We start from the raw sequence: 12525 nt of genomic DNA on the forward strand, positions 1-12525 counted from the left end.
CCAACGGCTTGATCCGGCCGGAACCAGCGACTCGGCTGTTCAATTAAATGAACCCCGTAACCCTTTGTCGAGGACAGGACTTGTCAATTCGCGCGTCTCGCTGGCCCCCAGCCTGCTCCACGACTCTACAAACCCGTCGAAGGCATCCGGCAAGGGCTGGAACCGCTCCGCACCGCCTTCCAGTTGGCACAAGGCGTAGCAGGTCGCCTCTCGCGTGGACAGTTGTTCAGGCCCACGGGCCTTGCGGATGCGGTAGCGCGAAGGCGGCAGGTTGCGCAGGGCCAAGCGGGGCAAATGTTGCAGTGGCGGGCTTTGGCAGAGTCTCTTTTGGCTTTTGCGCCAGGCCGTCCAGCACGACCAGGCGCAGGCGCGACTGGGCTTGCGGCCACTCGGGTGGTAGCGGCGATGGGACCCGCAGGTCCGGGGCGGTATCGCGCGGACTGTCCGGATACAGCAGCAGCGTGTGCTTGCTGTCAATCGGGCAGACTGGCGCGGCAAATGCCTCACCCACCACCAAGCGACAGTCCGCCAAGCTGAGGTGCAGCAGGTGGGCACTGCCTTTGGCCTGGTAGACCTCCAGCGGGTGCCGCAGCACCACTACCTCTACCGCGTGGGCTGTGGGCGCGACCCAGCGGCAAATGCAGGCGGCGGAGCGGGCGCAGGCACGCGGTGCACTGGGGGCGTGCGACTGAAGCGGCGGACATGGCTGGATTTTTAGTCAGCGCACCTGGCAAGACGGTGCGTGGAAGGGGCTGTCGCTCAGCCTTGGCGCGACGACTGGCAGCTTTGGACAAGGTCGCAAGACCGCTTCGGGCGGCTGTACACCATCCGCTAAAGCGGAAGCACGGGCTCATCAAGCCAGCCAGCGACGTCCACCTCCGAACCTCGGCTTTAGCTTAAATTGTCGTCTAGGGCCTTCGCTCAAAATGCGCCCAGCCGCCATCTGGTTCTCAGGAGCCGTATCTCCTACCGAGCCGCTCCAGAATTGCCCGGGCAAGCTCCGACATGGCAAACGGTTTGGTCAGGACTGGCGCGGAGCTCGACACGAGCGCATCAGACTGTCCACCGGTTATCAGAATGACCGGCAGCTCTGGACGTTCAATGGAAAGCCAACTCGCAAAGGCATCGCCTGATACTCCTGGCATTGCCACGTCTGCGATGACCAAATCGACCTGATTCAGTGGTTGCTTGATGTGGGCCTCGGCATCCTGCGCCGAACTCATCTCAGAAACTCGATAGCCGAGCTCTCTGAGATAGGCCGCCAAGGTGTGGCGCGAGGTCATCGTCATCCACCAGTACAATCGTGGCGTTGCCGTGTAGCCTGTGGTCCACGGGCTCGTCGGTGGTCAGAGCTCCATGGTCGTCGGCGGCTTCAGCCATCGGAAGAAGGATTGTGGCTGTGGTCCCGGAGCCCAGCGTGCTTTCCAAAACGAAGCTCCCCCCCGCAGCCTGCGCGAATGCGTGCACCATGGGCAAGCCCAGCCCGGTGCCGCCGTTATCGCCCTTGGTGCTGAAGAATGGTTCTCGCGCACGCGCCAACGTTCCTTGCGACATCCCTGAGCCAGTGTCTTGGACCGAGACGCCAACCATGACGCGCGGAGCAAGCATGGTAAGGTGTCCCTCATTCGGTTCCTCGGTCACTTTGAAGGTAAGCACCCCCCCAGTAGGCATCGCGTCACGGGCATTGATGACGAGGTTCAACAGAGCCACCTCGAGCTGATACGCGTCGACGAGCACGCAAGCAGAGTTCAGACTCTCCAATACAACTTGGACACGCGACCCCGCAGCAACCCGGAAGAAGTCCAGACAGTCTCGAAGAAGGTCGCCCAGATTTACAACTCTCGTCGCGGGCGCATGCACCTTGGAGATATCCATAAGCTGCCGAACCAGGCTTGCCGCACGGTTGACGGCTTGCTGACCACGCTCCGCCAAGGAGCGCGAACGCTCTTCCGCGGTCGTCAACTTCAGAACCTGGAGCGCACCGGTCAGCGCGGACAGCACGTTGTTGAAGTCGTGCGAAATGCCTGCTGTCATAGTGCCCACCGCCTCCAAGGCCCTTGCTCTGGTAAATGCAGCCTCCAATGTGCGAGTTCGCTGGGTCGCCGTAGCGAGCGCGGCTTCGAGCTCGTCGATTCGCCTGTCTTGCTCTAGCGGACGCCCGTCACGATGGAGCGCTGTAATGTCTCGTGCGGTCCCAAGTAGCCCAACAATCTTTCCTTGCTCATCGCGCTCGACTGTGCACCGCGACTCCAGCCAGCCCCGCCGCCCGCTTGAATGGAAAAACTCCAACTCCAGTACGTATGGGTCGCCAAACGCCAGGGCTCGCAGCACAGCCTGTTCCAAGCGCAGCCAGCTCGACGTCGGGAATAGGCTGGAATGCTCCGCATAGTTTGGGGGCAGCATCGCAGGGTTGAGGCCAAAAAGCTCGTAGAGCTGGTCCGACCACGTCATGATGTCGGTGTCGACCTCCCAGTGCCAGCTCCCAGTTTCGGCAAGGCGCTGAGCATCTTTCAACGCTGCTTCGGTCCGCTGCAACAAACCGCTGACGTGCTTGAGTTCCCCAACCTGGCGTTTGAGGCCTTCACGTTCTTCAAACAGCGCGGAGACGTCAGTCACTTCGACAACGAAGCCGGCCACGCGACCATCGACGAAGTGAGGAATGTACGAGGCCAGTGACGGTCGGTTGACTCCGCCTGGCCCGGGCACTAAGCGCTCGAAGCGCTGCGGCTCACCTCTGAGGGCGCCCAAGATGTACGGCTCGTTCAGTGCGAACAGGGTGGGCCCGAGCAGGTCCTTGAGAGAGGAGCCGAAAAGCGATATGCCAGTGACGCCGAACCAGCTCTCGTAGGCCTTGTTTGCGAAACGGCACTGAAGGTCGGTATCCCAATACGCGAGCATCGATGGCACGCTCTCAAGGATGGCCCAAATGGGGTCCGAGAACTTCCATTCGGAATCTGCAACTTGCATGGTGTCACGCTCCAATCTTGCGAATGAGCTGCGACACCCAGTGGCGGCGCCGACAGTCGCTTGGGATAGTCTATCCATCGCCCCGACAGAAAATCCTTGAGTCAAATCAAGAATACAGGAGGTTCCATCAAGTTTTCCCTGCGCCTTGTTCAGCCAGCGTTCAGACTTTATTTCCTCTGGGCGACACCTGCGCATACCGCGCTTTTGGAAACTCTCCGAAGAGGTCCGGTCTTGGCTGCATGCGGGCGGCCACGTCTTAGCGCCATTCCGGATTCAAAAGGTCGATGCCAGCGCCTTTGCACTTTATCCATGGGCCGCTCGGGTGCCCATCGCCATTCCATTGGAGCAGCGCAGCGCGTGCGTCTGCATCGTGCTCGAAGCAATAGCGACGCTGGTAGCCTGCGGCATCGAGGCCCACCACCAGAGCCGTAGTGAAGTTGAATCGCTTGATGCCGCAGACCTCACGGCCAAGAGTTCGCAGGTCCGAGTAGCCGGCGGCGACAAGCATCGAGGTCAAGTCCGAGCTTCGGCTCTTCGAGGTCGCAAAGGTGGGCATGATTTGAGAATACACGGTGCTCGCACTCCTTCGGGAGCTTGACCGCGACGCCGTCCGCTCGTGGCCGATCAGCGCCTCTCGGCAGTGAGCTGTCTACGACGGCAATCGCTGGCGGATTCAACCAGTCGATGCAACGGTCAGGCCGAACATCTCAGCCGGCGTGTGGAAGCCGAGGGTCTTTCTCGGCCTTTCATTCAATTGTCGCGCCAATGCGTTGAGCTTGGCTTGTGAGTAGCTCGAGATGTCGACGCCCTTTGGAAGGTACTGCCTGAGCAAGCCGTTCGTATTCTCGTTGCTGCCACGTTGCCAAGGGCTTCGTGGATCACAGAAGTAGACCTGAATGACAGTGGCGAGCGTGAAGCGCTTTTGGCCGGCCATCTCGTTGCCTCGATCCCACGTCAGCGATTTGTAGAGCTCTTGAGGGAGTTTTCGAGCCTTCTTGATCAACGCGTTGACGACCGTTTCGGTGTCCTTGCCGTCCACCTTCACCAGCATGACGTACCGCGTCTGGCGTTCAACCAGTGTGGTGATCTGGCTGTTGTGGCTACCGAAGACCAGGTCTCCCTCCCAGTGGCCTGGTACTGCGCGATCCTCCACCGATGCGGGCCGCTCGCTGATCGAGACAGCGCCAACGATCTGTCCATGGATCGGTCTTTTGCGTGTGATGCCGGGATCGGCGCATGCCGCGTGTCTGTCTCAAATGCTGCAGCAATTCCTTCTTCAAGGCGCCACGCGCCGAGCTCGTGCCGCCGCACGGCTACCTCTTGAATGAAGAGGCTGCGGTAGATGGTCTCGTGTGACACGGGGTGGCTCTCGTCGCATGGATAAGTAGCCGGCGGGAAGGACGCAGTGAAGAGCTTCCTGCAACAGGAACTCGTATTCGACGATCTGCGTCCGGCTCGGGACGTAGAGAAGCATCACATGGACTTTGCCCGCCTGAAGCCAACTGACTACTTCGTGGCCGAATCCCTCTATTACCTGCAGACGTGCGCGTGGAAATCTGGCGCGGAGTGCGTGTGTTACCGGCTCGAAGCAAACCTGTGCAATGGTTGGCTGGGCTGCCACGACGATCCTCGATGGGCCCTCTACAGCCATGTCGGCGGCGGCGCGGCGAGTGCGTTGAGTGCATCGACAAACTTCGTGGTTTCCTCAAGCAGAGGTGCTTCCGCATCGCTGAATACCATCCTCCGGCCGCTCCGGTGAAACAGCTTTACCCCTGCATCCTGCTCCAGGCGGCCAATGTGTCGCGTCAGTGTGGATGGCTCCATGCCCAATTCACCGGCACTGCCCGATATGCTTCCCCTGTGCGCGACGGTATAGAAAATCTCAAGAGAGTTGGCGTCCATCGGTTCACTTTGACTTCGGGCCGCTGTTCTTCACTGCACCGGCAAGCTGGGCCAACGCGAATTCAGCATGCAGACCCCGAGTGCGGCTGGCGGGTCATGCAGTGGGCCGCACGAACGAGTCATCGAGCTCTTCGAGTTTGTTGATCCCGAGCAAGGCCATATTGCGTTGAATCTCTGTCTGCATGATGCCGAGGGCATGACGCACGCCAGGGGCACCGGCGGTAGCGGCTGCATAGTTGAAAGAGCGGCCGATAAAAACACAGCGAGCTCCCAAGGAGAGCGCCTTCAGAACGTCGGTGCCACGCCGGAAACCGCTATCGACCATCACGGTCAATGCTGGCGCAGCTTTGGTGATCTCGCCGAGTGTTCTGAGCGGTGAGATGGATCCATCCATCTGCCGGCCGCCATGGTTCGAAACAATGATGCCGTCGACACCGAGGTCTTGGGCAATCAAAGCGTCCTGACAACGCAGGATCCCCTTGACTACGAGCGGACCTTTCCAAAGGTCACGTACCATTTTGAGATGAGCCCAGGAGAGATGATCGCGCGCCTGGAAGTCCCGTTCGACTGTCGCGGCCAGGATCGGCGCACCGCGCTCGGCACGCCAGTTCTCGAAGTGCGGCATGCCGTGATTGGCCAGCGTGCGCAGGAACGTCCCAATCAACCAACGCGGATGACTAAGCCCGTCCCATGCGAGCCTGGTACTCGGGCGTAGCGGCGTCGAAAAGCCGTTGCGGGCGTAGCGTTCGGGATTAACCTGCACAGGCAGGTCGACTGTGATGACCAATGTGCGGAAGCCTGCCTTAGCAACCCGGTGAATCAGGGCCTCTATGCGCGATGCGTCCCCCGGCATGTACGCCTGGAACCAGGTGCCAGGCGCGGCCTTGGCGACGTCTTCCATTGGAATCAACGAGGCGCCGCTCATGATAGCGGGAACCTGGCATTCTTCGGCTACCTTCGCCAGCACCAAGTCGCCGCGGTAGCACCACATTGCAGCGAGGCCAACGGGCGATATGCCGACCGGCGATCTGTATGGTTGGCCGAAGAGCTCGATGGACTGCGTCCGGTTCGCTACGCCCTCGAGCATGCGAGGAACGAAGGAAAAGTCGTTGAACGCCTTGCGATTGTTGCGCAAGGACTGCTCGTCGTCCGCGCCATTGGCTATGTAGCTGAAGAGTTGGCGCGGCAAGCGCTTGCGTGCAGGGGCCTCGAAATCGTCGAGAGCGTATACGCGCCTGAGGTTATAGGTCATGACATGAAGGAAGCGTGAATTGAGAGCGCTTGGCGCGCGGAGCCGGTGACTGCATCAAGGCGAGTGGCGGCCGCGAACGCGTGGCGGAGTGCGTCCAGATTTCATATCACCCGATGCTCGATGAGGACGTCAATGTCAGAAGAGGGCAGATCAAGCCATTCACGCAAGACTTCTGCGCTGTGTTCGCCGAGAAGGGGCGGGGCAGTCCAGCCCTCGGAAACATCGAACGCTGAGAACTTCGTCGAGGGACCAATCTGCGCCAACGTGCCGTACGAAGGGTGCGAGACCGCGGTTTGCATGCCGCGATGCTGGACTTGGGGCATGGCGAATACCTGATCGATGTTGTTGACCGGAGAGCATGGAACTTTGGCTGCAGACAAGCGCTCGAGCAGGTCGGCTGTACGGTGCTTACGCACTTCGGGGTCGATCAGGCTGTAGAGTTCGTCGCGGTTCGTAATGCGTCCTTCAAGATTTGAGAAGCGTAGGTCCGAGATGAGATCTGCTCTGCCGAGCACCCCCATGAAGGCTTCCCAAATATTCTGGTACGCAGCTCCAATGACCGCATGCCCGTCGGCGGTTTCAAAGGCCTTGTAAGGAACCTGTTGTGCGTGTTCGGAGCCCCACTTGACCGGGTTGTTGCGGGTGAGCAGGAATTCCAGGCCGGCATTGGCCAAGAAGGCGACTTCGCCTTCCAGCAAGCTGGTCTCTACCTTCTGACCATTGCCTGACTGCAGAAGCTGGATATACGCTGCAAGGATGCCGGAATAGCAGTTCATGCCAGCAACGATGTCGAAGGCTGATGTACCAAGCTTGATTGGTTCGCCGTGACGCTCGCCGGTGATGCTCATGTATCCGCCGATGGCCTGGATCGTGAGGTCGAAGGCGCCCAGGTTCATGTCCGGGCCCGTGGCACCCATCCCGGATATCGACGCGTAGATCACCTTGGGGTTGTGGGCTGAGATGGCTTCGTAGCCGATTCCAAGACGCCCCATCACATCGGGCCGGAAATTCTCGACGATGACGTCTGCCTTCTTGCAGAGGCTGCTGGCGACCTTCTTGCCCTCGGCCTGACTCATGTCTAGGGTGAGCGAGCGCTTGTTCCTGTTCGCCGCGAGATAGGTGATTCCCATCCCGTGGTGAAACGGAGGACCCTGTCGGCGGAGCGGGTCGCCTTCGCCAGGAATCTCTACTTTTACGACATCGGCGCCGAGATCGGCGAGCAGCATCGTGCAGTACGGCCCCGCAAAGACGCGTGTGAAATCAATGACCTTGAGGCCTGCGAGGGGTTTGGGGGAGAGGGGTGTCACACTTGATCCATAAGGCGGGGTCACGGCCCGAAACGGGAACCGAGCGTCGATTCTGAGTCTGGACCCCTTCTTGGTAAAGCGACCAAGGCGCACTGGATCATGAGTCAGGCGCATCAACCTTTTGCCCGCAAGCCCGCGCCGCAAGGGCGATTATGTGAGGGCGATGGGGGCGCCATCGTGAGTCATGATTTGTACTCATGAACCCGCAACTTCAGGTCGCTTGCCTCCAGGAGCAGCAGGCCATGAGAATTCCTGCCGGAGACGATGCCCCGGTCCACTGGGTCACCACAACTTTCAGACGAAGCAGGAAAAACCACATGATCGAGACAACGCGACGCACGCTGCTAGCCATGGCCGCCGCCGTGCCGACTGGACTTTGGGCTCAGAGTCCGCAATGGCCTTCCAAACCCATCCGGATAGTTCACGGCTTCTCCGCCGCCGCAGCGACAGACACTTTTGCACGCGGCGTTGGCGAACTCATCACCGCCGCCACCAAGCAAGCCTGCTTTGTGGAATCCAAACCCGGTGCAGGCGGCGTGATCGGCACCGAGTTTGTGGCGAAGGCGGCGCCCGACGGCTATATCCTTTACCTAGGTACCGCCGGCACAAACGCGATCAACGCGTCGCTGTACAAGAAACTGCCCTACGACATCCTGAAGGACTTTGCCCCAATCACCAACATGGGCGACATCCCCAACGTGCTGGTGGTGAACAAGGATCTGCCCGTGAAAGACACGAAGTCTTTCATCGACTATTTGAAGGGTAAGGCCGGCGAATTGAACTATGGTACCAGCGGTAACGGAACGTCCATGCACCTGGCGGCGGAGCAATTCATGAATGTGTCCGGAACCAAGATGATTCACGTCCCGTATCGCCAGTCTTCCGCGGCTGTGACGGATCTGATGGGCGGGCAGATTCAGCTCATGTTCCACCAAGTGCCCGCGGTACTGGAACTGATCAAATCCGGTCAGATCCGCGCGCTGGCGGTGACTTCGAAATCGCGTGTTTCGGTTCTGCCGGAAGTGCCCACGGTGGCCGAGGCGGGATACCCAGGTTTTGAATCGATTACCTGGTATGCGTTGTTCGCACCGGCTGGAACACCGGCCGACATCATCAACAAGATCAACTCCATTGTAACGGACGGTCTGCGCAAAGATTTTGGCAAGAGGCTGGCAGACCTGGGAGTTGTCGTTCGGCCGTCTACCCCTGAAGAGCTCAAGCAGACCGTCGTGAAGGATTCCGACTACTGGGGCAAGATCGTACGCCGCCTGAACATCACTCTCGATTGAGACGCAGTGAGAGGCTTAGGAGGACTGCCCGGTCAGCCATCTTCGGAAGACTTCGATCTTCGGGTCGTTTCGCTTCTCGGGCGGGTACACGAGGCAATAGGCGTCCCGACTCTTGTGGCTGCCATCGAAAGGCACGATCAAGCGCCCCTCGGCCAAGTCATCCTTGACCAGCATTCTTGGAAGCAATGCGATGCCCAGTCCGCCGATCGCGGCCTGCATCATCATGTAGAAGTGCTCGAATCGGGGGCCGGACCAAGCGTTATATGGAGAAACGCCCCTCGTCTCCATCCAGTCATGCCAGAGATGGGGCCGGGTACTTTGCTGCAGCAAGACATGCAGGGCCAGATCCTTGGCATTGCGTATGGGTGGGCGGACATTAGCGTAGCTCAAAGAGCACACTATGTCCACGTCGTCACCCATCAATCGGTCAGAGAGGACGCCAGGCCAGTCGTTGTTTCCGTAGTGGATCGCCGCATCGATCGATTCCGTGGAAAAGTCAAACGGCTTGGCCCGCGTCACAAGGTTGATGACAATTTGCGGATTGAGCTTATAAAAGTCTGCCAAGCGGGGGATGAGCCACTTTGTCGCAAACGCCGGCGGTGTTGCCAGCACCAACATGCCTCCCCGGCCCCGGTGCGCAAGCAAGTTTACGGTGGCTTCCTGCATCTGCTCCAAAGCACTGCGAATCTCGATCAAGTAGCTGCGGCCAACCTCAGTGAGCACCAGGCGTTGCTTGACGCGCTGAAACAGCAATACCCCGAGGTATTCCTCCATGGTGCGTATCTGTCGACTGACCGCGCTCTGCGTGAGATGAAGTTCCTCCGCCGCTTTGGTAAAGCTCATGTGGCGGGCCGCGGCCTCGAAGGTTCTCAGTGCAGCGAGAGAGGGAAGTTGCCAAGTCATGAGCGTCAGCTTTCAGGTCAGCTGTCGATCATAAGGTCGTACCGGAAGGCACAACACAGCCCGAATGAGGGAATCAAGTGAATCAGCAGGGGCTCGACAGGGAAACAATTCAGACCGACGTGCTGGTCTTGGGCGGTGGGATTGCGGGCTTCCGCGCTGCTATAGCCGCGCGTGAGACCGGGGCGGAAGTGGTACTGGCCCACAAAGGGCATGGGGCTTCGCCCTATGTGATCGGCTTCAACTCTCCCATCGGCTCGGCCGATGAGCGAGACGGACCAGATGTATTCGCCGAGGACATGGTGCGTGGAGGATACGGATTGAATGAGAGGCCCTTGGTCCGCATCCTTGCCGAGGAATCCATCGACGCCTTCCGCGAACTCAGCGTGTTGGGTGTGCCCTTCGCACAATCAGGCGGTCGGATCGCTCAGCGACATCTTTCTGGGAATACCTATCCACGCTCGTTATACATCGCTGAAGGTACGGGCAGCGCCCTGATGAAGGCGCTCAAGAAGCGCGCGCGCGAGCTTGGCGTGTCGATCTTCGGAGGGCTCAGAGCCATCGACCTTCTGCGCGACAACGATGCGGTTGCCGGCGCGCTCCTGTGGAAGCCGCATACCGCGACACTGACCTCCATCCGTGCCGGTGCGACCGTGCTAGCCATGGGCGGCATTGGCCGCTTGTTCGCGGACAGTACCTATCCGGCTGACGTGGCCGCGGATGCACTGGGCTTTGCGCTCGACGCAGGGGCCGCGCTGATCGACATGGAGTTCGTGCAGTTTGAGCCTGTGGTGACGATTTGGCCGGAGCAGTGCCGAGGAATGGAGATGCCCACAGCGATGCTGGGTGACGGTGCTCAACTGCGCAATGCCATTGGCGAACGCTTCATGCTGCGTGTCAACCCGCCGCACGGGGAGAAGCACATTGAAAAGGCCAAGATGGCGCTGCACATCCAGCGGGAAATCGACGAAGGGCGTGGATTGTTCCCCGGGGGCGTGATCTTCGATACTACGACAGTGCCGAGGGAAAAGTTGGAGAGCTACATCTCGCATTGCAGCAGATTACGCGGTGCGGGTCTCGAACCTACGACGCGATCTCCCATCGTGGCGCCAGGTGCTCACAGCGTCATGGGCGGAGTTGCGATCGACGAGCGCGGTTCCACGGGTGTTCCTGGCCTGTATGCCGGCGGCGAATCTGCTGCCGGTGTTCACGGAGCCAGTCGAATCGCCGGCAATGGATGCTCTGACACCCTGGTGTTCGGCGCTTTGGCAGGCCGGAGCGCCGCCAGATGCATTCGTCCGTCCTATTGCGGTCGTTGGAGTGGCATGGAGGGCGCGGTGGAGCAAAAACTGCTCAGTAGCGGGCAATTTCCCATCGACGAAGCGAGGCGCCTGAAGGATGAGATTCGGGACACCGTGGCCAAAGCCGCAGGCATCTGGCGCTCAGCGGTCTCGCTTGAAGAAGGGTTGGTGGGAATTGGAAAAATACGCCAGGAACTCCTGGATGCGCGAAGCGACTCTCTGCCAAGTGCCGTGGAGCTGATGGAAGCGAGACGGATGACGGATGTCGCGGCGACCGTCATCGGCTCTGCGCTTCTACGCACCGAGAGTCGGGGAGCGCACCAGCGAACAGACTTTCCGGCGACCGACGAACTGAACTGGCTCGTCCACAACGAATACCGCAAGGAAGCAGATGGGCGCCTTGCATCTAGAACCATTGAAGTAACGAAGGAATAGGCGATGGATTTCGAACCTAATGAAGAGCAGACCATGGCGTTGGACGGGTGGCGTCGAGCGGTTCTGCGAGATGTCGCCCCCCTTGCGGCTCCTTACATGGATTCGCCATTCGATCGTGAAGCTGCCCATGAGCTCATGCGTGCCATGGTGCCGTTCGGGGTCGGTTCGGGTTGGGTGCCGGAAGAGGGCGGTGGTATGGGGCTCGACTTTCTGACAAGTGGATTGCTGTTCGAAGAACTGTCGCGCACTTCACCGGACGCAGCGGGTCTGGCATGGGTTGCCGAAGGAGCCGCACTGAAGGTTCACTCAAACGGCTCGGAAGAGATTAAGGCACGGTATCTTGAAAAGATGGTAGCCGGCGAGGTCATTGGCTGTTCGGCTATCAGTGAACCAGGCATAGGCTCCAACGTCCGGGAAATGCGGACCCGCGCCGTCAGGGATGGCAAGTACTACCGCATTACCGGCGAGAAGATGTGGATCTCGAATGCCACCATCGCAGATGTCGTGTTGGTGGTCGCGAAGACTGACGAAAATGAGTTCTCGATGTTCCTGGTGGACAGGGAGGAACATGGTTTCGAGGCGCAGGAAATCCAGAAACTAGGCATCAGTGGGTGGCCCATGGCCCAAGTGCAATTCAACGATGTTGTCGTTCCTGAAGGAAATCTGTTGGGGGAGATTGGCTCCGGGCTGCGTGAGACCATGAAAGGGTTCGATCGCTCGCGCTGTTTTGTTTCGACCCTGGCACTCGGCATTGGCCGGGCGGCCTTGGAGAATGCCATCGAGTACTCGAAGCAGAGAAGCCAGTTTGGTAAGCCCATCGCAGGTCATCAGCTTGTTCAGGCGATGTTGGCGGAGATGGCATCGGAGTTGGCGGCATCGCAATTGCTCGTGTACCGCGCACTGTCGATGATGGCGCAAGGCCGGCGCTGTGAGCTAGAAGCTTCCATCGCCAAAAGCTTTACCACCGAGGCAGTTCAGAGAATTGCATCGAAGGCTATACAGGTGCATGGTGCTTTTGGCCTTACGAAAGAGTTTCCGGTTGAACGCCACTTTCGCAACGCACGGATGCTTAGCATTCCAGATGGGACAACGCAAATCAACCAACTGATCATTGGAAGAAAACTTACCGGTATTGACGCGTTCTCTTGATGACATTGTGACTATGTCGTCGA

The 12525-nt window shown here is 59.5% G+C and carries 10 protein-coding genes and 3 pseudogenes; 3 read left to right on the plus strand and 10 right to left on the minus strand.

Features of this window, described 5'->3' with window-relative positions; translation table 11 throughout:
* Nucleotides 1-39: 39 nt before the first annotated feature.
* The 9 genes and pseudogenes from N8A90_RS08060 to N8A90_RS08095 form a co-directional block, all read right to left on the minus strand.
* A pseudogene (locus tag N8A90_RS08060) lies at nt 40-712 on the minus strand (tRNA-uridine aminocarboxypropyltransferase).
* 238 nt (nt 713-950) lie between these two features.
* Entirely contained in the window at nt 951-1265 is a 315-nt protein-coding gene (locus tag N8A90_RS08065; protein ID WP_262074173.1) for a response regulator, read from the minus strand.
* The gene (locus N8A90_RS08070) at nt 1225-2967 is read right to left on the minus strand and encodes a PAS domain-containing protein (protein ID WP_262074174.1); all 1743 of its coding nucleotides are present in this window, start codon (nt 2965-2967) and stop codon (nt 1225-1227) included. Before N8A90_RS08070 ends, N8A90_RS08065 begins: the two co-directional genes overlap by 41 nt.
* Nucleotides 2968-3223: 256 nt before the next feature.
* Nucleotides 3224-3484 carry a hypothetical protein gene (locus N8A90_RS08075; protein ID WP_262074175.1) on the minus strand — a complete coding sequence of 87 codons (261 nt, stop codon included), beginning with the start codon at nt 3482-3484 and terminating at the stop codon, nt 3224-3226.
* Nucleotides 3485-3640: 156 nt separating this feature from the next.
* Nucleotides 3641-4350, minus strand: a pseudogene (locus N8A90_RS08080) (IS30 family transposase); the annotation flags it as partial.
* Between the two features lie 40 nt (nt 4351-4390).
* Nucleotides 4391-4618, minus strand: a pseudogene (locus N8A90_RS25465) (LysR substrate-binding domain-containing protein); the annotation flags it as partial.
* Nucleotides 4609-4869: a LysR family transcriptional regulator gene (locus N8A90_RS08085; RefSeq protein WP_262074176.1), complete on the minus strand. Its 261-nt coding sequence runs from the start codon at nt 4867-4869 to the stop codon at nt 4609-4611. The pseudogene N8A90_RS25465 and the gene N8A90_RS08085, both read right to left, overlap by 10 nt.
* Nucleotides 4870-4963: 94 nt before the next feature.
* Nucleotides 4964-6121, minus strand: a complete 1158-nt coding sequence (locus N8A90_RS08090; RefSeq protein ID WP_262074177.1) for an alpha-hydroxy acid oxidase — start codon at nt 6119-6121, stop codon at nt 4964-4966.
* Nucleotides 6122-6222: 101 nt separating this feature from the next.
* Nucleotides 6223-7428, minus strand: a complete 1206-nt coding sequence (locus N8A90_RS08095; RefSeq protein ID WP_262074178.1) for a CaiB/BaiF CoA transferase family protein — start codon at nt 7426-7428, stop codon at nt 6223-6225.
* A gap of 197 nt (nt 7429-7625) precedes the next feature.
* On the opposite strand from N8A90_RS08095, the gene N8A90_RS08100 reads away from it, so the two are divergent.
* Nucleotides 7626-8717: a Bug family tripartite tricarboxylate transporter substrate binding protein gene (locus N8A90_RS08100; protein WP_262074180.1), complete on the plus strand. Its 1092-nt coding sequence runs from the start codon at nt 7626-7628 to the stop codon at nt 8715-8717.
* A 15-nt stretch (nt 8718-8732) separates the two neighbouring features.
* Here the strand turns inward: N8A90_RS08100 and gcvA are convergent, their stop codons facing one another.
* A complete protein-coding gene (gcvA, locus tag N8A90_RS08105) occupies nt 8733-9620 on the minus strand; it encodes a transcriptional regulator GcvA (protein ID WP_262074182.1) in 888 nt (295 codons plus the stop codon).
* 77 nt (nt 9621-9697) lie between these two features.
* Here gcvA and N8A90_RS08110 point away from each other — a divergent pair, with 77 nt between their 5' ends.
* Nucleotides 9698-11353, plus strand: coding sequence for an FAD-binding protein (locus tag N8A90_RS08110; RefSeq protein WP_262074183.1), 1656 nt, complete (start codon nt 9698-9700; stop codon nt 11351-11353).
* A gap of 3 nt (nt 11354-11356) precedes the next feature.
* Entirely contained in the window at nt 11357-12502 is a 1146-nt protein-coding gene (locus N8A90_RS08115) for an acyl-CoA dehydrogenase family protein (RefSeq protein ID WP_262074185.1), read from the plus strand.
* The last annotated feature ends 23 nt before the right edge of the window (nt 12503-12525 follow it).

The sequence above is a fragment of the Variovorax sp. N23 genome (assembly GCF_025486315.1).
GTDB lineage: Bacteria > Pseudomonadota > Gammaproteobacteria > Burkholderiales > Burkholderiaceae_C > Variovorax.

Excerpts from the sequence above, each read along its gene's own strand:
- N8A90_RS08115 (WP_262074185.1), top strand. The coding sequence starts at position 11,357 with ATGGATTTCGAACCTAATGAAGAGCAGACCATGGCGTTGGACGGGTGG.
- N8A90_RS08085 (WP_262074176.1), bottom strand. The coding sequence starts at position 4,869 with ATGGACGCCAACTCTCTTGAGATTTTCTATACCGTCGCGCACAGGGGA.
- N8A90_RS08090 (WP_262074177.1), bottom strand. The coding sequence starts at position 6,121 with ATGACCTATAACCTCAGGCGCGTATACGCTCTCGACGATTTCGAGGCC.
- gcvA (WP_262074182.1), bottom strand. The coding sequence starts at position 9,620 with ATGACTTGGCAACTTCCCTCTCTCGCTGCACTGAGAACCTTCGAGGCC.
- N8A90_RS08100 (WP_262074180.1), top strand. The coding sequence starts at position 7,626 with ATGAACCCGCAACTTCAGGTCGCTTGCCTCCAGGAGCAGCAGGCCATG.
- N8A90_RS08070 (WP_262074174.1), bottom strand. The coding sequence starts at position 2,967 with ATGCAAGTTGCAGATTCCGAATGGAAGTTCTCGGACCCCATTTGGGCC.